This window comes from Streptomyces sp. NPDC033178, assembly GCF_055577685.1.
In genome coordinates this window covers 201,675-224,854 of sequence record NZ_JBVIPT010000019.1, presented here as the reverse complement: position 1 = coordinate 224,854, position 23,180 = coordinate 201,675, and the positions used below count along the sequence as shown (strand labels likewise).

Genomic DNA, 23,180 nt, shown 5'->3' with positions numbered 1-23,180 from the left:
GGAACATCGCTGAAGCTCTCGTTCCCATAAGGGCGCGTCTACTCTGAGGTCATGGACGCACTCGCAGGCCTTCTGGAAGGTCCACGCGCGCGTGGCGCCTTCATGATCCGAGCGTGTTTCGAGCCGCCCTGGTCCCTGCGCATCGAGGACCGTGCCCCACTCACCGTCATGCTCCTGGTGCGCGGGCATGCCTGGATCATGCCCGAGGAGGGGGAACGGGTGCGGTTGCGGGCCGGCGACCTCGCCATCGCGCGCGGCCCCGACCCGTACACCTGCGCGGATGACCCCTCTACCGTGCCCCAGGCGGTGATCCTGCCGAACCAGGTGTGCACGTACCCGGACGGCCGTTCGCTGAAGGGCCGGATGGACCTGGGCGTCCGCACCTGGGGCGCGCGGATCGACGGCTCGATGGTGATGCTGATCGGGACGTATCCGATGCACGGCGAGGTCAGCGCGCGGCTGCTGGACGCGCTGCCGGCGCTGCTGACCCTGCCCTCCGACGTGTGGGAGTGCCCGCTCACGCCGCTGATCATGGAAGAGATCGTGCGGGACGAGCCCGGCCAGGAGGTCGTCCTCGACCGGTTGCTCGACCTGCTGGTCATCGCCGCGCTGCGGGCCTGGTTCTCCCGCCCCGAGGCCGAGGCGCCCGCCTGGTACCAGGCGCTGGCCGACCCCGTCGTGGGCCGGGTCCTGCGGCTCCTCCAGGACGACCCGGCGCACCCCTGGACGGTCGCCTCCCTCGCCGCGAAGGCGGGCGTCTCGCGGGCCGCGCTCGCCCGCCGCTTCAGCGAACTCGTGGGCGAACCTCCGATGACGTACCTGACCGGCTGGCGCCTCGCCCTCGCCGCCGACCGGCTGCGCGGCACCGAGGACACCCTGGAGGCGATCGCCCGCCAGGTCGGCTACGGCAGCGCCTTCGCCCTGTCCAGCGCCTTCAAACGGGTCTACGGGGTCAGCCCCCAGGAACACCGGACGCGGGCGGCGTAGCCTTTTGCCCGTGGACGAGTCGTACGTGGACGAGTCGTACGTGGCCGTGGCGCCGGACCCGTACCGGGAGCGGGCGTCGCGGCTCCCGGGCGCGTTCGTCTGGACCCGCACCGCCGTGCCGGGCGACCGGGCGCCGGTGCTGCCCGACGGCTGCATGGACCTGTTGTGGACCGAGGGGCGGCTCTTCGTCGCCGGGCCCGACACCCGCGCGTACGTGAGCGAAGCGGCCGGCGGCACCCGGTTCGCGGGCGTCCGGTTCTTCCCCGGGACGGCGCCCGCCTATCTCGGCGTCCCGGCGCACGAACTGCGCGACCGGCGCGTCGACCTCGCGGATCTGTGGAGCGCGGGGGCCGTCCGGCGGCTGACCGAGCGGGTGGACGCGGCGGCCGATCCCGCCGCCGCGCTGGAGGCCCTGGCCGTTGCACGGGCGGGCGACGTCGATCCGCCCGATCCGTGGGTGCGGGGCGCTGTGGCGGGGCTGTCCGCGGGACGTTCGGTCGCCTCGGTCGCGGACGCGGTGGGGTGGAGCGAGCGGCAGCTGCACCGGCGGGCGCGGGGCGTCTTCGGCTATGGGCCGAAGACGCTGGCCAGGATTCTGCGCCTGCAGCGGGCACTGGGGCTGGCGCGGGACGGGGTGCCTCTGGCGGACACCGCCGTGCGGGCCGGGTTCGCCGATCAGGCTCACCTGGCGCGTGACGTACGGGAGTTGGCGGGGGCGCCGTTGGGGGAGTTGCTGCGGCGCTGAGGTTGGGGGGAGTGGGGCGTGGTGGGTGGGTGCGGGTCCGGTGGGGGCTGGTCGCGCCCCGCGGCGGAGCCGCACATGTCACAGCCCCGCGCCCCTTATGGGGCGCTGCTCAGCGGTGCGAACAGGTCCACGCCGTTGCCGTCCGGGTCGCGTACGACCGCGTAGCGCATGCCCCAGTCGGCGTTCCAGGGCTTGAGTTCGGACGGGTAGCCGGCTGCCACCAGCTCCTCGTATGTGGTGTCGACGTCCGCCGGGGTGTCGCAGGCGAAGGCCAGGCCGACCCTTCCCTCGCCCGTCGGCGGCTGCCAGCCGGGGTGGAAGGAGCGGATCGTGTCCTCCGTGTCCAGGGCGAAGCGCAGTCCGCCGGGCAGGTCCGCCTCGACGTGCGGCTGCTTCTCGGAGCCCTCGGGGAATTCGAGTCCCAGGCGGCGGTAGAAGGTCAGGGAGGCGGCCATGTCGGAGACGACGAGGCCGATGAGGTCGAATCGTGGAGTCATGGGACCACCGTAGGGAGAGCGGCGGACGGCGGTCTTGAACGAATCGGACAGGGGCGGGGCGGCGGCGTCGCGACGGTCATAGCCGTGTCGCCGTGCGGACCAGGCCGGCGAGGGCCAGGGAGCGGCTGTGGGCGGGCCAGGCGATGTGGGTGACGACCGCGGGTGCGTCGGTGAGGGGGACGGCGGTGTGCTCGGCCCAGAGCCAGGCGCGGGCGGATTCCGGGAAGGCGGCCACCGTGCGGCCGAGGGCGATCAACTGGGCCAGTTGCGTCAGGTCGTGGACCTCGGGGCCCGGGCCCGGCGGGTAAGCGCCGTCGCTGGGCCAGCGGGCGAACGGGAGGCCGGGGACGTCGGTGGTGTCCGCCAGGGACAAGGTCTTGCGCGCGGCGAGGGGGTGCCAGGCGGGCAGGATGGCGATCTGGCTCTCGGCCAGCAGTTCCTCGCTGTCGAACCCGGCGAGGGAGTTGAACGGCGCGTGCATGAGCGCCACATCGGCGCGGCCGTCGCCCAGCAGCCCTCACTGCTCGCAGATGCCGCACAGCAGCACCTCGATCTCGGCGGCATCCTGGTCGCGACCGACTTCACCGGCTTCCAGGGACCCCGTACCCCTGAGCAGGGCGCGGCCACGGCGATCCGGCTCGCCACACTGCCCGACGGCGGCCCGACCGGTTCGTTCTTCGAGGACGACGGCGTCATCCCCTGGTGACCCCGGCTCTGGTGAACCCGACCTACCGCTAGCGTCGTGACATGACCAGCGACACCACCAGCGACTCCTCACCGGCCGCCCCGCGCACCCTCGCCGAGGCGCTCGTCACCGGCACCGTCGTCCTCGACGGCGGTATGTCCAACCAGCTCGAATCGGCGGGACACGACCTCGGTGACGAGCTGTGGTCGGCGCGGCTGCTCGCCGAGCGGCCCGAGGCGATCACCGAGGCGCATCTGGCGTATTTCGAGGCGGGCGCGAACGTGGCGATCACCTCCAGCTACCAGGCGACCTTCGAGGGCTTCGCGCGGCGCGGCATCTCCCGCGGGCGCGCGGCCGAACTGCTCGGACTCAGTGTCGAACTCGCCCGCGAGGCGGCCCGGCGGGCCGGGGCGAAGGGCGTGCGCGAGCCGTTGTGGGTGGCGGCGTCGGTGGGCCCGTACGGGGCGATGCTCGCGGACGGTTCGGAGTACCGGGGCAGATACGGGCTGAGCGTCGCCGAACTGGAGGCGTTCCACCGGCCCCGCCTTGAGGTGCTGGCCGAGGCGGGGCCCGACGTCCTGGCCCTTGAGACCGTGCCCGACGCCGACGAGGCACGGGCACTGCTGCGGGCGGTGCGCGGGCTCGGCGTACCTGCGTGGCTGTCGTACAGCGTCGCCGGGGGCCGGACCCGGGCCGGGCAGCCGCTGGAGGAGGCCTTCGCGCTCGCCGCCGACGCCGACGAGGTGATCGCGGTCGGCGTCAACTGCTGCGCCCCCGACGACGTGGACGCCGCGGTGGAGGCCGCCGCACGCGTCACCGGCAAGCCGGTCGTGGTCTACCCGAACAGCGGCGAGACCTGGGACGCCGAGGCACGCGCCTGGACCGGCCGCTCCACCTTCACCCCCGAACAGGTCGGCGGCTGGGAGCGGGCCGGAGCCCGGCTGATCGGCGGGTGCTGCCGGGTCGGGCCGACGGCGATCACGGGGATCGCGGAAGCACTTGCCCCACTCGGCTCACTCGATTCGCCCAACTCGTTCGATTCGCCCGACCCGCTCGACTCCGCGTGAGGGCGGGGCGGGCCGTCGGTGTGCCGTGCTCGCCCGTACCACCAGCCGCGTGGACAACTCCGTACGCGTTCCCTCCGGCTGCTCGCCCGCCATCATCCGCACCAGCAGGCGCATCGCCGTCGCCGCCATCTCGGCGAGCGGCTGGCGGACGGTCGTCAGGGCCGGGGAGGCCCAGTGAGCCTCGGGCAGATCGTCGAAGCCCACCACGCTGACGTCGTCCGGGACGGAGAGACCCCGCTCGGCGAGCGCGCGGTACGCACCGAGGGCCATGCGGTCCGAGCAGACGAAGACGGCCGTGGGCGGTTCCGGCAGATCGAGGAGCTCCAGCATCCGCCGGTGCGCGGCGCTCTCGTCGAAGTTGCCGTGGCGCAGGTACTCCGGGCGGTGGCGCAGTCCGGCCGCCGCGAGCGCCGAACGGTAGCCGGCGACGCGCGCGGTGCTGCACATCTTGCGGCGGTAGCCGGCGATGACGGCTATGCGTTCGTGGCCGAGGGAGAGCAGATGCTCGGTGGCGGTCACCCCGCCGTGCCAGTTGGCCGCGCCCACCGAGACGACCCCGGACGGCGGTTCCAGCACCGGGTCGATCAGCACGAACGGGATGCGGTGCTGGTCCAGCCAGGCGTACTGCGACGCGGTCAGTTCGGAGAGGTTGAACAGCACCCCCGAGGAGCCGCGCGTGGACAGCTTGTCCAGCCAGCCGCGCTCCGGCCGGCCGCCCCGGGTCCGGGTCAGTCCCGCCGAGACGACCACCTCAAGCCCCGCGTCGTGCGCCGCCTCCTCCACGCCGTGCAGGATCGAGCCCGACCAGGAGTTCTCCAGCGAGTGGACGACGAGGTCGACCAGGCCGGGCGACTTCACCGCGTCGAACCGGGGTCTGCGGACATAGCCGAGCCGGTCGAGCGCCTCCGTCACCCGGCGGCGGGTCTCCGGCGCCACGTCCTCACGGCCGTTGACGACCTTGGAGGCCGTCGGCACGGACACGCCCGCCTCGCGTGCGACGACCGCGAGGGTCGGCCCGGCCACGCTTCCGGTACGCACCATGGAAGCCCACCTCTCCAGGCCCCGTCCCGAGGGCCGTCGAAAGTTTCGGGTAGAAAGCGCTTCCTACAGTAAGGCCGCGGTGACACGCCGTGGAAGAGCCGGTATTCAACGGAATTTCGCGGAGCCGAAACTTTCGAAATGTCGAACACGCAGGTCCTGGGCGGGTCGGCCGTGCCGCCCTGCCCTGCCGGACGGGCCGCCGCGCGCCGGATTTCGCCCTTCTCAGTAAGCGTCTGGGGCCGCCCTGGGACTGGCCCGGGACCGCCCTTGGACTCCCGTGGGCTGTCCTCGGCAGCCCTAGGGGCCGCTCTGGGGCTGCGTGACACAGGTGTTGTGTGATGCGCTGAGGGGGCAGGCCCTGTGGTTCCCGCTCAGGTGAGGAGATGGTCGAATGGCCGAGGGTCCCGTGGTCAGCACCCCCTACGGTGCCGTCCGAGGCCGTTACGAGAACGGCCTCGCCGTGTTCCGAGGCATCCCCTACGCCGCCCCTCCCCTCGGCCCCCGCCGCTTCCGGCCGCCCGTTCCGCCCGAGCCGTGGGACGGCGTGCGCGACGCGGGCGCGTTCGGGCCGACGCCGCCCAAGCCGCCGTACTCCGAGGCCTTCGCGAAGCTGCTCTCCGACCCGGTCGTGCCGGGCGACGACATCCTCAACCTGAACGTGTGGACACCCGAGCCGGGCCCCGGCGCCCGCCTGCCCGTCATGGTGTGGATCCACGGCGGGGCGCTGACCCGCGGCTCGTCGGCGGTACCGGTGTACGACGGCCGGGCTTTCGCCCGCGACGGGCTGGTGTTCGTCTCCCTCAACTACCGTCTGGGCGTGGAGGGTTACGGCCTCTTCCCGGACGCCCCCGCCAACCCGGGCCTGCGCGACCAACTCGCCGCGCTGGAGTGGGTGCGGGACGCGATCGCCGGGTTCGGCGGTGATCCGGACCGGGTGACGGTCTTCGGCGAGTCCGCCGGCGCGATCAGCATCGGGGCGCTTCTGGCGAGCCCGCGTGCCCAAGGGCTGTTCCGGCGGGCCGCGCTGCAGAGCGGCCCGCCCGAGGTGACGGAACGGGACAAGGTGCGGCGTCTGGTGCGGCGGATGGCCACGCGGCTGAAGATCCCCGCGACCGCCGAGGCGTTCGCCGCCGTCGACCGGGCCGCCCTGGCCGAGGCGCAGGCCGAGGTCGGCCGCCGTGCCAGCCCGGTCCTCGGTGGCCCCGCGTTCGGCATCGTCGTCGACGGAGACCTCGTCCCGCGCGACCCGCTGGAGGCGCTGCTCGACGGAGACGCGGCCCGGGACGTCGACCTGCTGCTGGGCTGGACCAGCGAGGAGTACCGGCTGTGGCTCGCGCCCACCGGCCTCCTGGAACGCATCGACCGGCTGGGCCCGGTCGCCCTGGCCGGCGCGATGGCCCGCTGCCGCTGCGGCCCCGAGGTCCCGCGCGGTTACCGGCTGGCCCACCCCGACGCGAGCACCGCCGACCTGGTCGGCCAGCTGGTCACCGACCATCTGCTCCGCGTGCCGCTGCACCGCCTGGCGGACGCCCACCCGGCACCCTCGTACGTCTACGAGTTCGCCTGGCCCTCCAACGTCCCCGGCCTCGGCGCCTGCCACGCCCTGGAGCTCGGCTTCGTCTTCGACACGGCCGACGTGCCCGAGTCCGCGAAGCTCGCGGGACCCGGAGCCCCGCAGTCTCTCGCCGACGAGATGCACTCGGCGTGGGTACGGTTCGCCGGCGAGGGGGATCCGGGATGGCCGCAGTGGGACGCCATGCATCCGGTACGGGTCTTCGGCGCGGGCGAACCCGCGATCGTGCACGGACCTCGGGATCGCGAACTCGCCCTGTGGGAAGCCGAGTTCGCTGCCTCGAAGGCCGCGGTCGACCCTGCCGATCAGAAGACACAGAAGACACAGAAGACGCCGAAGCCGGGTGCGGTGCCGTTGTCGGTCGTGCGGCGCCTTCGGAGGCCGGGAGGTGTGCGACGGGGGTGACCACGGTGGGAGCGTCGTCCGTCCGTCACAGGCCGCGGATTCGCCCCGCCCAGCCGATTCCGCCGAGCAGGTGCTGTCGGAAGTCCGGGTCCTCGTACGCCTCCGAGGCGTGGCCGAGGGCGGTGTAGAAGACCCGGCCCGCGCCCTGTTCGCGGCACCACACGAGCGGATGGTCGTCCCCCATGCCGCCTCCGTCGTACGAGGACTCGTCGGCGGAGACGAGCACGCGCACCGCGTCGCGCGGGTTCGTGCGGAAGTCGTACCACTCGTCGGTGAACTCCCAGACGGCGGGCAGATGCCGGGTGGCGGGGTGGTCCCGGTCCTCCACCACCGCCTTGCCCGGCTGGTGGTCGGGGTGGCGCGCGAACCTGGCGCCGAGCAACTCGCCGTAGTAGGGCCAGTCGTACTCCGTACAGGCCGCCGCGTGCACGCCGACGAAGCCGCCGCCCGCCTCGACGTACGCGGCGAGGTGCTCCCGGCCGGCCGGTGTCAGGATGTCGCCGCTGGTGGAGAGGAAGACGACGGCCGCGTAGGGGCCGACGGGGGCGTCGAAGAAGTCTGGGGCCTCGGTCGCGTGGACGGTGAAGCCGTGCGTGGCCCCGAGCGACCGTACGGCCGCTGTGCCGTCGGGTATCGACTCGTGGCGGTAGTCCGTGGTGCGGGTGTGGACGAGGACACGGGGTTCTGGGCGCTGGGCTGCCATGGGATCCGACTCTATGGCGCGCTGTCGCGGGGATCGGAGGGTCGACGGCACAGGCGGGGGTCCGAAATTTTCGGTCCGGCGGGCCGGTCGCTCAACCCGACGCGCCCACCTCGTTGTTGGGCGCACCGTCGCCGACCGGCGGCAGATCCCCGCGCTCGACCGGCTCGGTGGCGGCGCCGCCGTCGGGGGCCGGCGGCAGGAGGGCGGTCAGTTCGGCGGCGTCCGGGTGGTGTGTCGCCTCCGCGGCCCTGCGCAGGACGGCGCGGTCCAGCCTGTTCGCGTCGCCGACGAGCCGGATCACATGGCCGTCGCGCGGCACGGCGTACTCGTGTTGGCCACCGGCCTTCCGGTACCAGGCGTCCCCGTCGCGCTCACAGGCGACCGACTCGCCCGACCCCTGCCCCACTTGGGTCTTCGGGCAGTTCTCCGCGGTCAACGTGCCCCGGTCCACGAAGAGTTCGAACTGGGAGTGGGTCTTCTGGGAGAAGTACGCGGTATGGAACCCTTCGCCCCCGAACACCCCCACCGACTGCTGGGCCACGGCGAACCCAGGGGCCTCGGTGACATAGACGAGTTCCGGGGCGATCCCCAAGGCCCGGGCACGGGCGGCGAGTTCGGCGGGATCGGCGGGGGTGGCGGGGGCGGCAGAACTGCCCGTGCCCTTGTCCGTACTGCCCTTCCCCTTGTCGGCACCTGCCGTGCCCGTGCCCGCCCCGGCCCCCGCCTCCTCCGTACCGCAGGAAACGAGCAACAGGGGCAGGAGCAGCAGCGGCAGGACACGCACGGCACGCACGACACGGATCATGGGTGCCATCCTGCCGCACGGGTGTTCCCCTCCGGTGCGCCTTCTCCGCCGGGCAGGACCCATTGGATGATCTCGACCGTCAGGGACGTGAACACCTTTCTGTCCAAGCTGCTGGCAGGTGAGCTGCTGCCGCCCGGTCAGCAGCGGCAACTGCTCGACGCGGTCCACGTCGACGGCGACAAGGGACACGGCGGCCCGCAGGACCGCTACGGCCTCGGCATACGGCACTTCAAGTTCAAGGAGGGCCGCTGGGTGTGGGGCCACGGCGGCATGATCCCCGGCTCAGCGACCCGGACGCTCGCCTCGGCGGACGGCCCGCGCGTCATGACCATGAACCGCAACGGCGACCGGGGCGAGCAGCGACTGGAGGACGCGGCCGTCGAGACCGAGTTCTGCGAGCGCTGACAGCGCCTGCCTGCCTGCCTGTACGCGGTGTTCACCAGCTGATCCTGGCCGCCACCGGCAGATGGTCGCTGCCGGTGTCCGGCAGTACCCACGAGCTCTGCGGCTCCACGCCGCGGACCAGGATCTGGTCGATCCGTACGACCGGGAACCCCGCCGGCCAGCTGAAGCCGAAGCCGTCCCCGGCCGTCTCCTGGGCCGAGCTCAGCTGCGAGGTGAGGCCGGTGAACGCGCGGTCGTCGGTCGTGCCGTTCAGATCGCCGAGCAGCACCACCCGCTCGTTGTCCTCGGCCGCGACGGCCTCGGCGAGCTCCCGCGCGCCGTCGTCCCGCTGACTCGTCGACAGGCCCGCCCTGGGATTGACGCGTACGGAGCCCAGGTGGGCCACGTACACCGCCAGCGGCCCGTGGTCCGTGGCCACCGTGGTGCGCAGCGCCCGGGGCGTGGCCGCCTTCTCCTCGGCCGACAGGTGCTCCGCCAGCGGCCCGGCCATGCCCAGCATCGCGACGTCGACCGTCCGGGTGTCCGACAGCGGCAGCCTGCTCCACAGCCCGACCGTGCCCTTCACCGTGTGGTACGGATACGCCTTCGCCAGCTCCTTCTCGTACGTGCCCCGGTCCTGCTCGGTCAGCTCCTCGAGAGCCAGCACGTCCGCCCCGGAGGAGGCCAGGTCGCGGGCGGTGCCTGCCGGGTCGGGGTTGTCGGCGCCGACGTTGTGGCTGACCACGGTGAGGTCGCCGCCCGGGTGGGACTTGTCGCCGAGCAGCCCGCCGAAGAGGCTGAGCCACACCGTGACCGGCAGCAGCAGCGCGACCACCGCGGAGGCGGAGCGGCGCCACAGCGCCCCGGCCAGCAGCACCGGGACGAACAGACCGAACCACGGCAGGAAGGTCTCCACCAGGCTGCCGAGGTTCTTCAGGCCGTCCGGGATCCGCGTGTGCAGCAGCATGAGCAGGCCGAGGAGCAGCGCCAGGGCCGCGAGCACCGGGCCGCGCTTCCAGGGCTCCGGCCGGGAGGCGACGCGGATCGCCCGGCGGATGCCCGCGCGCCAGGCACCGGAGCCGCTGTCCCGGCGGCCGTCGCCGCCCTGTCCGGCCTCCGCGGTGTCCCGTGTGTCGGCGGCCACGGTTTCCTGAGCGTCCTGCTGGGGGGTGGTCGTCATCGCGTGGAGGCTCCCGGTCGACGGGGCCGAAGCCGGCCACGGCCGGTTCCTGTTCGTGGTGCTTCGCTGCGGGACATGCCCCCAGTCAAGGGAACGTCGTGTTGCCGGCACGTATGCCGTTTTCGATATGTCGACGATATGCGTCGGCTCGTAGCATCGAGCGTATGCGTGTGCTGATCGTCGAGGACGAGCCCTTTCTGGCAGAAGCCATCCGCGATGGGCTGCGCCTGGAAGCGATCGCCGCCGATCTCGCGGGCGACGGCGACACCGCTCTGGAACTGCTGGGCATCAACACCTACGACATCGCCGTCCTCGACCGTGACATCCCGGGCCCCTCCGGCGACGAGATCGCCAAGCGCATCGTCGCCTCCGGCAGCGGCATGCCGATCCTCATGCTCACCGCCGCCGACCGGCTCGACGACAAGGCCTCCGGGTTCGAACTCGGCGCCGACGACTACCTCACGAAACCTTTCGAACTCCGCGAACTCGCGCTCAGGCTCAGAGCGCTCGACCGCAGACGCGCCCACAACAGGCCGCCCGTGCGGGAGATCGCGGGTCTGCGTCTGGACCCGTTCCGCAGGGAGGTCTACCGCGACGACCGCTACGTCGCGCTCACCCGGAAGCAGTTCGCCGTGCTCGAAGTCCTCGTCGCCGCCGAGGGCGGTGCCGTCAGCGCCGAAGAACTCCTGGAACGCGCGTGGGACGAGAACGCCGACCCGTTCACCAACGCCGTGCGCATCACCGTCTCGGCACTGCGCAAACGCCTCGGCGAACCCTGGATCATCGCCACCCTGCCCGGCGTCGGCTACCGCATCGACACGCAACCGGAGGCCGGACACGGGGGAGGGGGCCGTGGATAGGCGGCCTGGTATGAGCGTTCGCCTCAAACTCACCCTCAGCTACGCCGGATTCCTCATGATCGCCGGCGTCCTGCTGCTCGCGGCGGTGTGGGTGTTCCTCCTGCGTTACGTCCCCGATCGCGCGATGCTCAACACCGCCGACGATGAAACACTCACGAACGGTGTTTTCCCCATCCGGTCCGTTCTTCTCGGCGTTTTCGCTCCGAGGGCGGCCGCCGTACTGGCGTTCCTGCTGGTGTTCGGCCTCGTCGGAGGGTGGATCCTCGCCGGCCGCATGCTCGCCCCGCTGACCCGCATCACGGACGCCACGCGCACCGCCACGAACGGATCGCTCTCCCACCGGATCCGGCTGCCGGGCCGCAAGGACGAGTTCCGTGAACTCGCCGACGCCTTCGACGCGATGCTCGCCCGGCTCGAAGCGCACGTCGCCGAGCAGCAGAGATTCGCGGCCAACGCCTCTCACGAGCTGCGCACCCCGCTGGCGGTCTCGAAGGCACTTCTCGACGTGGCACGCGCAGATCCGTACCGGGACTCCGACGAGGTCATCGACCGCCTCCACGCCGTCAACACCCGGGCGATCGACCTCACCGAAGCACTGCTCCTGCTCAGCCACGCCGACCAGCGGTCCTTCACCCGGGAACACGTCGACCTGTCCCTTCTGGCGGAGGAAGCCACCGAAACGCTCCTCCCCCTCGCCGAGAAGCGTGGCGTCACCGTCGAAACCTCCGGCGACATCGCCCCCACTCTCGGATCGCACGCGCTCCTGCTGCAGCTGACCACGAACCTCGTGCACAACGCGATCGTCCACAACCTGCCCGAACAGGGCACCGTGCGGGTCGACACCAGCGCACGCCCCGACACGGTGGTCCTCACGGTCGAGAACACCGGCGAGAAGCTCACCCCACAACGGGCCTCGACACTCACCGAACGATTCCAGCGCGGCACCGAACGCGTACACACGGACCACGCCGGCATCGGACTCGGCCTGGCAATCGTCAAGACCATCACCCAGGCACACGACGGAACACTCACCCTCACCCCGCGCTCCGACGGCGGGCTCCACATCACGGTGGAACTACCCGCCGCGGCCTCCGGGGCGACCTGACCTGCAACGGACTGCGGGCCGCGGTCAGGCCGAGCCGTCCCACAGCTCGGTGCTGTGGGCCCCGGTCAGTGAGGCGACCCGGTCGACGACCTCCTCGGCCGGTCGCGGTTCGAGGCGGCGTCCGTCGCGCAGCCGCAGTGCCACCCGGTCGTCCACGGCCTCCTTCGCGCCGATCACCGCCTGGTACGGGACCAGACGGGACCCCCGGATGCGGGCGCCCAGGCTGCCGCTCTCCGGGCCGGCGATCTCGGCCCGCAGACCCCGTTCGGCGCAGCGCCGGGCGAGGGAGACGGCGTTCGGGAGCTCCGCGTCCGAGATCGGCAGGATCACCAGCTGGGTCGGGGCGAGCCAGGGCGGAAAGGCACCGCCGTGCTGCTCGACGAGGTGCGCCACGGCACGCTCCACGCTGCCGATGATGCTCCGGTGGACCATGACCGGCCGGTGCTTGGCGCCGTCCGCGCCGATGTAGTGCAGGCCGAACCGCTCGGGTTGGTGGAAGTCGACCTGCACGGTGGACAGGGTGGACTCACGGCCCGCGCCGTCGGCGACCTGGACGTCGATCTTCGGACCGTAGAACGCGGCCTCGCCCTCGGCCGCCTCGTACGGCAGCCCCGAGCGGTCCAGGACCTCGGTCAGCAGCGCGGTGGACCGCCGCCACAGCTCGGGCGCGGCGACGTACTTGCCGCCGGGGCCGGGCAGGGACAGCCGGTACCGGACCGGGTCGATCCCGAGCGCCTCGTACGCCCGGCGGATCATCTCCAGCGCCGCCCCCGCCTCGTCGGCCACCTGGTCCAGGGTGCAGAAGATGTGCGCGTCGTTGAGCTGGATCGCGCGTACGCGGGTGAGACCGCCCAGTACACCGGACAGCTCGGAGCGGTACATGCCGCCCAACTCCGCCATTCTGAGGGGGAGTTCACGGTAGCTGTGGGAGCGGGAGCGGTAGATCACCGCGTGGTGGGGACACAGGCTCGGGCGCAGCACGACCTGCTCCGAGCCCAGGTCCATCGGCGGGAACATGTCCTCGCTGTAGTGCGACCAGTGCCCCGAGATCTCGTACAGCTCCCGCTTGCCGAGCACCGGCGAGTAGACGTGCCGGTAGCCGGCCCGCCGCTCCTCGCCGCGGATGTACTCCTCCAGGGTGTGCCGTACGGTCGCGCCGTCGGGCAGCCAGTACGGCAGCCCCGCGCCGATCAGCGGATCGGTGTCGAACAGGTCCAGCTCACGGCCGAGCCTGCGATGGTCGTGACGGTCGCCGCGCTCGTGGCTGTCGTCGGTGTTGCTGTTGCTGTCGCTGTTGTGGTCGATGTTGTTGTCGTTCATGGTGGCGGTCTCCTCGCGGACGGGAAGGTGTCCGGGCGAGTGACCGGGTACGCCGAAGCCCCGGGGCACTCGCCCCGGGGCTTCGGACTGGCTCATGAGTCAGCGCGCCGGGACACTCTCCGGCGTCGTCGTCATATGGGCGCGCTTCATGACAGGGACGGTAGCAAGGGGCCGGGGGAGTGCGCACGGCCTTTTAGGATCACTGCATGAGTGCTGCCGCACCTCTCACCCCGCAGCTCGTCGACGAGGTCCGCAAGGTCTTCCAACTCCCGCCCGGGCGCGCCGAGTTCACGCCTCTCACGCACAACCCCAGGAACGGCGTCACGGCTGGCGTCTGGCGCGTTACCGCAGACGGGCGCTCCGCCGTCCTCAAGGTGCTGACCCGCGCCAAGGACACCACCGAGACCTGGGCGGCCTCGGAGGACCCGCGCCACTGGAACTTCTGGCGGCGCGAGGCCCATGTGTACGAGGAGGGGGTCGCCCGGGTCTGGCAGCCGTGGGGCATCACCGCGCCCGAACTGCTCGCGTCCGTCGAACGGCCGGACGGAGACGTGGCGTTGTGGCTGGAGGACGTGCGCGACGGCGAACCCGCCACGGCATGGCCGGTCGTGCGCCATGCCCGGCACGCCGAGCGGCTGGGCGCGGCCCACGGCGGGGCGCTGGCGGACGGCGTGGTCCTCGACCGGCCCTGGCTCAGCCGCGGTTTCCTGCGGGACTACACCTCGGTCCAGACAGTTGGCCGGGAGCTGCTCGACGACGACACCGCATGGCAACAGCCGCTCGTACGCGACCACTTCCCCCACGGGCTGCGCGAGCGGATGGTGCGGCTGCATCACGAACGCGAGTGGTTCCTGCGGACCATGGAATCGCTGCCCCGGGTCTTCAGCCACCTCGACCAGTGGCCCGCCAACCTCGTCTCGCACCACGGCGAGAGCGTCCTGCTCGACTGGGCGTTCGCCGGTGACGGCGCGCTGGGCGAGGACATCGGCAACTACATCCCCGACACGATCTTCGACCTGTTCCTGCCCGCCGCCCGGCTCCCCGAGCTGGCGACCGCCGTGTACGAGGCCTACGTACGCGGCCTGCGCGCGGGCGGCTGGCAGGGCGACGAGCGCCTGGTCCGCCTGGGTGTGTGCGCCTCCGCCGTCAAGTACGACTGGCTGACCGCCCTGATGCTGTCCCGCGCGAGCGACGAGCGACAGCTCGACTACGGCGGCGACCGCACCGTCGAGGCCGAGCGCCGCTACCGGGAACGCGGTGTGGTGCTGGCGTTCCTGGCGGACTGGGCGGACGAGGCGCGGCGGCTCGCGGACGACCTGGGTTTCCCCCGCTGAACACGGTCGCCCGCCGAGCCTCACGAACCGACCTCACGAACTGAGGGGAGGCGGGTGTCCCCGGGTGTCCCGTCACCGCGCGGATCACCGCGCCGACGCGTGCCGCCCGCCCCTCCCGCGCCCCCGCCGACGCCTGGTCACCGGGATCATCAGCGTGGCCAGCAGCCCCAGCGCGGCGGCGACCAGCCACCAGGCACGCGGTATGGAACTCTCGTCGGCAGCGTTCTGCGTACGCGCGGCCTTCGTCGCGGCCGACTCCGCGGCTGCGGCGGCGCGGGCGGTCGCGGCCGGGCTCTCGGTGGCGGCGGTCAGGACGACGTCGTTGCCGTCACCGCCCCGGTAGCTGATCCGGTACTTGGCCTTGCCCACCTCGACCGTGGCGCCTTCCTTGAGCCCGGTGAACGTGCCGGTCGTCTTCGCCTTGCCCGCGTGATCGATGAGCGTGACCGTCTCCGTCTCCGTGTCCGTCTCGGTCTCCGTCTTCGTCTTCGCGCCGCCCTTTGCCTCCGCCTCCGCATTCGCCTTCGCCTTCGAGGAAGCGACCGAGCGTGCGTCCAGCTTCCCCGCCAGCGCGACCTTGCCCCCGACCTTCAACGCCTCGCCCCCTACGACGAGTTGACCGCCCGAGCGCTGCGTGTAGTCCCCGGTCACCGTCACCCCGCCCGAGACCTTGCCCGTACTCGTCACGGAGCCGACGACCGTGCCCTTGCCGGACAGGGAGGTGGTCAGGTTCAGCACCGAGCCGGGCGCCTTGCGGACGTCGAACCGCGCGCCGGATGCCGTGAGACGGATCGCCCTGCTGCGGGCCAGGCCCGTCCCGTCGAGCGCGAGCGTGCCCTTGGTGACGGTCGTCGTCCCGGTGTACGTCACCGCCGTGCCCGTCAGTGTGGTCGTCGCGGCGCCCGACTGCGTGAGGGACCCGCGGCCGCTGATCCGGGACAGGACCAGCGGCTTGGACGTGTTGCGCAGCACCAACGAGCCGTCGTCGACCACCTTGTAGAGGTCGCCCTTGGTGTGGAGCCCGCCGTCACCGCCCGCCTTTCCGCTGCCCAGCCGCAGGACCGCGCCCTTCTGGACGGTCGTGGAGCCGTTGTAGTACTGCACGGCGGCGAAGGTGACGTCGTTGCCCTTGGTCCCCTTGATGACGACGTCCCCGGCACCGGGCGCGGACAGCGTGTCGTGGAACCGGCCGCCGCCGATGGGCGCACCGAGTGTCACGGGCCCGTTGTAGTCGAAGGTGAGCAGTGAACGGGACCTGGCGGCAAGCAGGTTGATGTAGACCGTCTCGGCCGTCCCCGGCATGAAGATCCTGTTCGTGGTCCCGTCGCCCCACTGGACGTTGGCGCCCTTGATGTTGGTGCCGCGCTTGTTGACGTTCTTCGTCGCGGGCCGCCAGTTGAGCGCCGGGTCGCTGAGTGAGGGGTTGCTGTCCCCGCCCTGGTTCGACCAGCTGTACTGGCCGGTGAGTACGACCTTGCTGCCGGGCCGCGACTGGACGTTGATGTCGCTGCCGTACTCCCGCTGGTAGAAGTTCTGCCGCAGGGTCACGGTCTGGCCGAGTGGGGTGTCGACGGTCCAGGTGCCCTGGTTGAGGATGGCGCGGGCGTTCGGCAGGGACACCGGGTACTCGGACTTGCCCGCGTCCATCGCGGTGCCGTTGTCGATCACCCCCGTGAACGGGTGCGTGCCCGCGATGTCGAGCTTGCCCCACATGAACCGCGGCTGGCTGACCAGCCCCGAACCGCTGATCGTGCCGAGGTTGAAGGTCCGTACGAGGGAGAGCCGCAGTGTCCCGTCGACCTTGATGTTGAGCTGGTTCAGCTGGTAGCCCGGGGTGTTGTACGGGAAGTGCCCGATGAGACCCGTGCCGCCGCCCGTGCCGTACTGGAGGGTCGCCCCGCGCTCGACGGTGATCGCGGGCGGGTCCGGGTTGCTCACGGTGGTGTACGGGTGGTTGCCGCCCTGGGTGGCGACCCGCTGCCGCTGCCGGGACTCGGGCAGCGTGAAGTCGCTGTCCTTGGTGAGGACCAGGGTGCCGGAGCCGCGCACGGTGAGCGTGCCCTCGCCACGGAACACCCCGTCGTACGTGGTCTCCCCGGCCGGCACGGTCACCACCGTGTCGCCGCTCAGCGTCACGTCCCGGTCGGCGAGCACCGCGGCCGTGACGTCCTTCGCCCCGGCCGGCGCCGCCACCGCGGCCGGTGCCACGACCGCTGTCGCCACGACGACGGCGAGCGCCCCACCGGCTCCCGCCACCCGTCCGCGTATCCCCGCCACTCGTCCATGAATCCCTGACGCCCGTACGTGAGTCCCTGCCGCCGGTACGCGGATGTTCTTGTTCACGTCCGTGGAGACGGACGTGGCCCGGGGCCGATAACAGAAACTTCGGTCGCAAAAGTTTCGCTCCTCGGATCGCTCCCGATCCGTTGACCTCCCCGGAACGCGCCCTTACGGTTTCGGCGTTTCTTAATGTCAGATGTTGTTCGAAATTGTGAACATGAGCGTGGAGGGGCACACGCATGAGCCGCAATGACGTCGACCCGTCCGAAGTCCCCAGCCGCAGACTCCTCCTGAAGGGCGCCCTGGCCGCGGGCGCTCTCACGGCCGTACCCGGGGTCGCCGAGGCCGCCGCCGACAGGGCCGGACCGGGCGGCCGGTACGTCAACCCGCTCGTCCGCAACCGCGCCGACCCGCACATCCACCGTCACCGGGACGGCCACTACTACTTCACGGCCACGGCCCCCGAGTACGACCGGATCATCCTGCGCCGCTCCCGGACCCTGCGCGGGCTGACCGGGGCCGCCGAGTCCGTGATCTGGACGAAGCACGCGAGCGGTGACATGGGAGCGCACATCTGGGCGCCGGAGATCCACCACATCGACGGCAAGTGGTACATCTACTTCGCCGCCGCGCCCGCGAACGACATCTGGGCCATCCGCATCTGGGTGCTGGAGAACGCGAGCCGCGATCCCTTCCGTGGGGAGTGGGTCGAGAAGGGCCAGTTGAAGACGGCGTGGGAGACCTTCTCCCTCGACGCCACCACCTTCACCCACCGGGGCACCCGCTATCTCGCCTGGGCGCAGCACGAGCCCGGCATGGACAACAACACCGCGGTCTGGCTGTCCGAGATGGCGGATCCGCTGACCCTGACGGGACCTCAGGTCCGGCTGACCACGCCGGAGTTGCCCTGGGAGGTGATCGGCTACAAGGTCAACGAGGGCCCGTCGGTCATCGAGCGCCACGGCCGTGTCTTCATGTCGTACTCGGCGAGCGCCACCGACTTCAACTACTGCATGGGCCTGCTGACCGCAGACGCGGACAGCGACTTCATGGACCCGTCCAACTGGTCCAAGTCGCCCACGCCCGTCTTCACCAGCAACGACACCACCAAGCAGTACGGCCCGGGCCACAACAGCTTCACCGTCGCCGAGGACGGCCGCACCGACGTCCTCGTCTACCACGCCCGCCAGTACAAGGACATCGTCGGCGACCCGCTGAACGACCCCAACCGGCACACCCGCATTCAACGGCTCGGCTGGAAGCCCGACGGCACCCCCGACTTCGGCATCCCCGTGGCCGACACCTCGAAGGAGAGTGTCTGAGATGAGACGTGCGTACGCGGTACTCCTCGCCCTCTGTCTGGCGCTGGCCGGCGCACTCGCCACCGCCGGTCCGGCCCAGGCGGCGCCCCAGACCGTCACCAACGGCACGCAGTTCACCGACACCAGCGGCAACCCCCTGCACGCGCACGGCGGCGGGGTCATCAAGGTCGGCTCGTACTACTACTGGTTCGGCGAGAACCGGAACGCCGACAACACCTTCAGGTACGTGGACGCCTACCGCTCGACGGACCTGAAGAACTGGGAGTTCCGCAACCACGTCCTCACCGAGGCGAGCGACCCGGAGCTGGCGACCGCGAACATCGAGCGGCCGAAGGTCATGTACAACGCGTCCACCGGCAAGTTCGTGATGTGGATGCACAAGGAGAACGGCGTCGACTACGGCGAGGCCCGCGCGGCGGTCGCCGTGTCGGACACGGTCGACGGCAACTACACCTGGCAGGGCAGCTTCCGGCCGCTCGGCACGCACATGTCCCGTGACATCACGGTGTTCGTGGACACCGACGGCGCCGGCTACATGATCTCGGCGGCCCGCGAGAACTACGACCTCCAGATCTACCGCCTGACCGCCGACTACACGGGCATCGCGAGCCTGGTCGCGGACCCCTGGCACGGCGGCCACCGCGAGGCCCCGGCGCTCTTCAAGCGCAACGGCGTCTACTTCATGCTGACTTCGGGCGCGACGGGCTGGAACCCCAACCAGCAGCAGTACGCCACGGCGACCTCGATCGCGGGCCCGTGGACGGCCATGACCAACGTCGGCGACTCGACGACCTACGGCTCGCAGACGGCGTACGTCCTTCCCGTGCAGGGGAGTTCGGGCACCTCGTACCTCTACATGGGCGACCGCTGGGGCAACGCGTTCGGCGGCACGGTCAACGACTCCCGTTATGTGTGGCTGCCGTTGACCTTCCCGAGTTCGACCACGATGTCGATGTCCTGGTCACCGGAGGTCACCGTCGACACGACCGCCGGGACGGTCACCGGAACGAGCGCCACGTACAACACGCTGATCGCCCGCAACTCCTCCAAGTGCGCCGACGTGACCAGCCAGTCGCTGTGGGCGGGCGCCCAGATCAAGCAGTACACCTGCAACGGCGGCAACAACCAGAAGTACTGGTTCAAGTCGCTGGGCAGCGGCTACTACCAGCTGAACGTCCGAGGCAGCTCCCTGTGCGTGCAGGAGAACGCCAACACCGTCACCCAGGAGAACTGCAGCTCCTCGGCGGCCAACCAGCAGTGGTCGCTCACCACCAGCGGCTCCTACGTGACCATCACGTCCCGCGCGAGCGGCGAGTGCCTGGACGTGAACGGCGCTTCCACCGCCGACTCCGCCGCGATCATCACGTACACGTGCAACGGGGCGACCAACCAGCAGTGGACCCGAGGGACTTGAGGGAATTGAGGAGTCGCGTTGAGACGCACGACGATCACCCTGCTGGCCACGCTGACCGTCGCCACGGCCCTGTCCGCCGTCCCGGCCCAGGCGCACGGCAGTGGCACGGGGATGGGCACAGGGATGGGTACGGGGGTGGGCACGGGGATGGAGAACTGCACCGCGACGGCATGCCACTTCGACGTCGCACCCGGCACGTACGACGTACGCGTCCGGCTCGGCGGTGACACCGCGGCGAGCACCGGCATCACCGGTGAGACGCGGCGCACCCTGCTCGCCGAGACGCCCACCGCGGCGGGCGAGCCGGTGACCCGCACCTTCACCGTCAACGTCCGCACACCCGAGGGCGAACCCACCGGAGCCGAGGGCACGCCCGGTCTCGACCTGGTCGTCGGCGGCTCGGCGCCCGCGCTCGCCGACATCCGCGTCACCCCGGCCGCCGCCCGGCACACCCGGCAGATCCTCCTGGTCGGCGACTCCACGGTCTGCGACCAGCCGGGCGAGCCCTACTCCGGCTGGGGCCAGCAACTCCCGCAGTACCTCCGCAAGGGCGTCTCGGTCGCCAACTACGGGGATTCCGGGGAGAGCACGGTCACCTACCTCGCCGACCCGCGGCTCTTCGGGACCGTCCAGCCACTGATCCGCAAGGGCGACCTCGTTCTCATCCAGCTCGCCCACAACGACAAGCAGACCGACGAGGCGACGTACCGCGCGAACCTCGAAACACTCGTCGCGGGCGTACGGGACAAGGGTGGCCGACCGGTTCTGGTCACCCCGATCGTCCGCCGCTGGTTCAACAGCGACGGCACGCTCAACAACGGCACGGCCCTGCTGGTGAACGGCCTCGGTGTCGACCACCCGGCCGTCACCCGCTCGGTCGCCGCCGCCCACGACGTGCCGCTCATCGACCTCACGGCCAGGACGAAGGCCCTGGTCGAGTCGCTGGGCGTCGAGGGCTCCAAGGCGCTCTACCTCTACAACGAGAAGAGGGACAACACCCACACCTCCGCGTACGGCGCGACGGCGTACGCGCAACTCGTCCGCGACGAACTCCTTGCCCAACACCTGGTGCCGGAGCGCCTGTTGAGGTGAGCTGGACTCCTGGGGCGTCCCGTCCGGAACCGGGGCGTCCCAGGTACCGCCCGTTCCACCCGAGCGAGACAGGAAGCCCGACCGATGTCCGCAGGCCCCGCCGGAGTCCCCGAGGACCGCACCCTCAGCCCGCACACCGGCTACACGCGCGCCCACTGGGAGGCGGCGGCCGACTCCCTGCTCGCGGCCGTGGAACCGTACGCCACCGAGCACCGCGCCCTCTACCACCTGCCCGGGGAGCACACGAGCTGGTCGGGCCGCCTCTCCGACGGCCTGGAGGGATACGCCCGTACGCTGATGCTGGCGGCCTTCCGCCGCGACGAGAAGGCCCTGGAGCGGTACGCCGAAGGCCTCGCAGCCGGGACGGCCGGCGTCTGGCCGCGCATCGAGGACCGCAGCCAGCCCCTCGTCGAAGCCGCCTCCATCGCCCTCGCCCTCCGCCTCACCCGGCCCTTCCTCTGGGACCGCCTCGACGACGGCGTACGACAGCGGGCCGCCGCCTGGCTCGGCGACGCGCTGACGGCCGAACCCTGGCCCTGCAACTGGGAGTTGTTCCCGGTGACGGTCGGCGGCTTCCTGGAAGAGATCGGGTACGAGACCACGCTGTCCCGTGCCGCGATCGACCGGGGCCTCGACCGCATCGAGCAGTGGTACGTCGGCGACGGCTGGTACACCGACGGCGACGGGCGCGCCTTCGACTACTACAACGGCTGGGCCATGCACCTGTACCCGGTGCTGCACGCCTGGCTGGCCGACGACGAGCGGCTGCTGGACCTCTACGGAGGCCGCCTCTCGGCTCATCTCGCGGACTACGCACGCCTGTTCGGGGGCGACGGAGCGCCGATGCGCCAGGGCCGCTCACTGACGTACCGCTTCGCGACGACCGCCCCCCTCTGGCTCGGCGCGCTCACCGGCCGTACGCCCCTGTCGCCGGGGGAGACACGGCGGCTGGCGTCCGGCGCGCTGAAGTACTTCCTCGACCGGGGAGCCGTCGACGACCGCGGCCTGCTGACCCTCGGCTGGCACGGCCCCGACTCGGCCGTCCTGCAAGGCTATTCGGGCCCGGCCTCCCCGTACTGGGCGAGCAAGGGTTTCCTCGGCCTGCTGCTCCCGCCGGACCACGAGGTGTGGACGGCGGCCGAGGAGCCCCGACCTGCGGACCGTGCGGACGGGTCCCACTCGATCGGCCCGCCCAACTGGCTTATCCAGTCGACGAGTTCGGACGGCCTGGTCCGCCTCCACAACCACGGCAGCGAGGACGTCCGCTACGACCCGCACTACACGCGCCTCGCGTACTCGACGGTGACGACGCCCTCACCGTCGTACGACAACAGCGTGATCGTCGGGGACGACCCGAGCCGCACCGGCATCGAGCCGTTGGGTGTGGGCGAGGGCTGGGCGGCCTCCCGGCACACGACGACCTCCGGTGTCCGCGTAACGAGCCTCGTGCTGGCCGAGGGGGCGGTGGAGGTACGGGCGTTCCGGGTGTCGGGCGCGCCCGAGGGGACAGCGGTACGGGTCACGGGATGGGCGGCGGGGGAGGGCGGCGCACGCGCCGAACTCCAGCCCGTCCATGGCCTGTTGAGCGCGTCCGACGGCCTGACCGGTGTCACGGCCGCCGCCGACACCGTCTTCGTCGCCCTCGCCCGTCTCACCGCCGAGCCGGAGTCGGTCCCGCTGGAGGAGTCGGTGGCCGTGACCGTCCTGGACGGGACGGACGAGATCCACGTCCGCTGGAGCGGTGGGCGCGAGGTGCGGGCCGGGCTGGACGACGGCGCGGTCGTGGTCGGCACCGCGCGGCCGGGCGCCTGAGCGCGCGGGTCACAGGCGTCGCTGCTGCGGCAGCCGGGTGATTCCGACGAACACGGCCACGGACACCGCCGTCGCCGGAGCGAAGGCGGCGAACTCGCCCCAGTGGGAATCGTCGAGCTCCGGCACCGTCGAGGACAGGAGCCACGCGAGGCCCCAGCAGGCGACCCACGAGGTCAGGAAGGCCGGCCAGCGGTGCCGCACACCCTTGATCACGTCGTCGAGCGTGGCCACCCACACGACGACCGTCATGATCGACGGCGTCAGGACGTCGTCGTCCGGGGTGAACACCGCGAAGAGGGCACCCACGGCCAGCGCGAACAGCCAAGCCCGCACCAGAGGCCCCGCCGCAGCCGGACGGCGTGGCATGTCCCGGGGCAGCCAGAAGAACCGCCGCACGCTCCGGACGAAACCGTGCTTCCCCTTGTCGGCCATCGCGCAGTCCTCCCCCGTACTGAGCACGCAGGGGTGCCCGGCGCTGGTTGAGACGCCCGAGTCCCGGCAGGGGTTGCACGGACGGGGTGGCTCCGCCTCGCGGCCCCAGGACCGTCGGGCAGGAGCCCCGGGACTGT

Annotated in this window: 19 protein-coding genes and 3 pseudogenes; 13 read left to right on the top strand and 9 right to left on the bottom strand. The window is 71.5% G+C overall.

Going from position 1 to position 23,180, the window contains the following annotated elements; translation table 11 throughout:
• The first annotated feature begins 51 nt into the window (after positions 1–51).
• Both ACZ5VQ_RS38300 and ACZ5VQ_RS38295 read left to right on the top strand, forming a co-directional pair.
• Positions 52–987 carry an AraC family transcriptional regulator gene (locus ACZ5VQ_RS38300; protein ID WP_469109008.1) on the top strand — a complete coding sequence of 312 codons (936 nt, stop codon included), beginning with the start codon at positions 52–54 and terminating at the stop codon, positions 985–987.
• A 10-nt stretch (positions 988–997) separates the two neighbouring features.
• Positions 998–1,732, top strand: a complete 735-nt coding sequence (locus ACZ5VQ_RS38295; protein WP_469109007.1) for a helix-turn-helix domain-containing protein — start codon at positions 998–1,000, stop codon at positions 1,730–1,732.
• A gap of 95 nt (positions 1,733–1,827) precedes the next feature.
• Here ACZ5VQ_RS38295 and ACZ5VQ_RS38290 read toward each other — a convergent pair whose 3' ends face one another.
• On the bottom strand, positions 1,828–2,229 hold the full coding sequence (locus tag ACZ5VQ_RS38290) for a VOC family protein (protein ID WP_469109006.1): 402 nt from the start codon (positions 2,227–2,229) through the stop codon (positions 1,828–1,830).
• Positions 2,230–2,305: 76 nt separating this feature from the next.
• A pseudogene (locus ACZ5VQ_RS38285) lies at positions 2,306–2,800 on the bottom strand (LysR substrate-binding domain-containing protein); the annotation flags it as partial.
• Here ACZ5VQ_RS38285 and ACZ5VQ_RS38280 point away from each other — a divergent pair.
• Positions 2,798–2,935 (top strand): annotated as a pseudogene (locus ACZ5VQ_RS38280) (dehydrogenase); the annotation flags it as partial. The pseudogenes ACZ5VQ_RS38285 and ACZ5VQ_RS38280 overlap by 3 nt on opposite strands.
• A 41-nt stretch (positions 2,936–2,976) precedes the next feature.
• Entirely contained in the window at positions 2,977–3,981 is a 1,005-nt protein-coding gene (gene mmuM / locus ACZ5VQ_RS38275; RefSeq protein ID WP_469109005.1) for a homocysteine S-methyltransferase, read from the top strand.
• On the opposite strand, the gene ACZ5VQ_RS38270 is transcribed toward mmuM, so the two are convergent.
• A complete protein-coding gene (locus ACZ5VQ_RS38270; protein ID WP_469109004.1) occupies positions 3,928–5,022 on the bottom strand; it encodes a LacI family DNA-binding transcriptional regulator in 1,095 nt (364 codons plus the stop codon). The genes mmuM and ACZ5VQ_RS38270 overlap by 54 nt on opposite strands.
• 391 nt (positions 5,023–5,413) lie before the next feature.
• On the opposite strand from ACZ5VQ_RS38270, the gene ACZ5VQ_RS38265 reads away from it, so the two are divergent.
• Complete coding sequence (locus ACZ5VQ_RS38265) at positions 5,414–7,000, top strand: carboxylesterase/lipase family protein (RefSeq protein WP_469109003.1); 1,587 nt, start codon at positions 5,414–5,416, stop codon at positions 6,998–7,000.
• A gap of 25 nt (positions 7,001–7,025) precedes the next feature.
• On the opposite strand, the gene ACZ5VQ_RS38260 is transcribed toward ACZ5VQ_RS38265, so the two are convergent.
• Positions 7,026–7,703 carry a ThuA domain-containing protein gene (locus ACZ5VQ_RS38260; protein ID WP_469109002.1) on the bottom strand — a complete coding sequence of 226 codons (678 nt, stop codon included), beginning with the start codon at positions 7,701–7,703 and terminating at the stop codon, positions 7,026–7,028.
• Between the two features lie 91 nt (positions 7,704–7,794).
• Complete coding sequence (locus tag ACZ5VQ_RS38255) at positions 7,795–8,508, bottom strand: hypothetical protein (protein WP_469109001.1); 714 nt, start codon at positions 8,506–8,508, stop codon at positions 7,795–7,797.
• Positions 8,509–8,523: 15 nt separating this feature from the next.
• On the opposite strand from ACZ5VQ_RS38255, the pseudogene ACZ5VQ_RS38250 reads away from it, so the two are divergent.
• A pseudogene (locus ACZ5VQ_RS38250) lies at positions 8,524–8,913 on the top strand (serine hydrolase); the annotation flags it as partial.
• 31 nt (positions 8,914–8,944) lie between these two features.
• Here the strand turns inward: ACZ5VQ_RS38250 and ACZ5VQ_RS38245 are convergent.
• Complete coding sequence (locus ACZ5VQ_RS38245; protein WP_469109000.1) at positions 8,945–10,072, bottom strand: endonuclease/exonuclease/phosphatase family protein; 1,128 nt, start codon at positions 10,070–10,072, stop codon at positions 8,945–8,947.
• Positions 10,073–10,236: 164 nt separating this feature from the next.
• Between ACZ5VQ_RS38245 and ACZ5VQ_RS38240 the strand changes: the two genes are divergently transcribed.
• Positions 10,237–10,932: a response regulator transcription factor gene (locus tag ACZ5VQ_RS38240; protein ID WP_469108999.1), complete on the top strand. Its 696-nt coding sequence runs from the start codon at positions 10,237–10,239 to the stop codon at positions 10,930–10,932.
• Positions 10,933–10,942: 10 nt separating this feature from the next.
• Positions 10,943–12,037, top strand: a complete 1,095-nt coding sequence (locus ACZ5VQ_RS38235; RefSeq protein ID WP_469108998.1) for a sensor histidine kinase — start codon at positions 10,943–10,945, stop codon at positions 12,035–12,037.
• 24 nt (positions 12,038–12,061) lie between these two features.
• On the opposite strand, the gene thrS is transcribed toward ACZ5VQ_RS38235, so the two are convergent.
• The gene (gene thrS, locus ACZ5VQ_RS38230) at positions 12,062–13,357 is read right to left on the bottom strand and encodes a threonine--tRNA ligase (RefSeq protein ID WP_469108997.1); all 1,296 of its coding nucleotides are present in this window, start codon (positions 13,355–13,357) and stop codon (positions 12,062–12,064) included.
• 206 nt (positions 13,358–13,563) lie between these two features.
• Here thrS and ACZ5VQ_RS38225 point away from each other — a divergent pair, with 206 nt between their 5' ends.
• Complete coding sequence (locus ACZ5VQ_RS38225) at positions 13,564–14,691, top strand: aminoglycoside phosphotransferase (RefSeq protein ID WP_469108996.1); 1,128 nt, start codon at positions 13,564–13,566, stop codon at positions 14,689–14,691.
• Positions 14,692–14,775: 84 nt separating this feature from the next.
• Here the strand turns inward: ACZ5VQ_RS38225 and ACZ5VQ_RS38220 are convergent, their stop codons facing one another.
• A complete protein-coding gene (locus ACZ5VQ_RS38220) occupies positions 14,776–16,968 on the bottom strand; it encodes an autotransporter (protein ID WP_469108995.1) in 2,193 nt (730 codons plus the stop codon).
• A 242-nt stretch (positions 16,969–17,210) separates the two neighbouring features.
• On the opposite strand from ACZ5VQ_RS38220, the gene ACZ5VQ_RS38215 reads away from it, so the two are divergent.
• The 4 genes from ACZ5VQ_RS38215 to ACZ5VQ_RS38200 all read left to right on the top strand — a co-directional run bounded on the left by ACZ5VQ_RS38215 (position 17,211) and on the right by ACZ5VQ_RS38200 (position 22,611).
• Entirely contained in the window at positions 17,211–18,293 is a 1,083-nt protein-coding gene (locus tag ACZ5VQ_RS38215; protein WP_469108994.1) for a glycoside hydrolase family 43 protein, read from the top strand.
• A gap of 1 nt (position 18,294) precedes the next feature.
• Positions 18,295–19,707, top strand: a complete 1,413-nt coding sequence (locus tag ACZ5VQ_RS38210; RefSeq protein ID WP_469108993.1) for an RICIN domain-containing protein — start codon at positions 18,295–18,297, stop codon at positions 19,705–19,707.
• Positions 19,708–19,725: 18 nt separating this feature from the next.
• The gene (locus ACZ5VQ_RS38205; protein WP_469108992.1) at positions 19,726–20,799 is read left to right on the top strand and encodes a rhamnogalacturonan acetylesterase; all 1,074 of its coding nucleotides are present in this window, start codon (positions 19,726–19,728) and stop codon (positions 20,797–20,799) included.
• 84 nt (positions 20,800–20,883) lie between these two features.
• On the top strand, positions 20,884–22,611 hold the full coding sequence (locus tag ACZ5VQ_RS38200; protein WP_469108991.1) for a DUF2264 domain-containing protein: 1,728 nt from the start codon (positions 20,884–20,886) through the stop codon (positions 22,609–22,611).
• A 9-nt stretch (positions 22,612–22,620) separates the two neighbouring features.
• On the opposite strand, the gene ACZ5VQ_RS38195 is transcribed toward ACZ5VQ_RS38200, so the two are convergent.
• Positions 22,621–23,043 carry a hypothetical protein gene (locus ACZ5VQ_RS38195; protein WP_469108990.1) on the bottom strand — a complete coding sequence of 141 codons (423 nt, stop codon included), beginning with the start codon at positions 23,041–23,043 and terminating at the stop codon, positions 22,621–22,623.
• Positions 23,044–23,180: the final 137 nt, after the last annotated feature.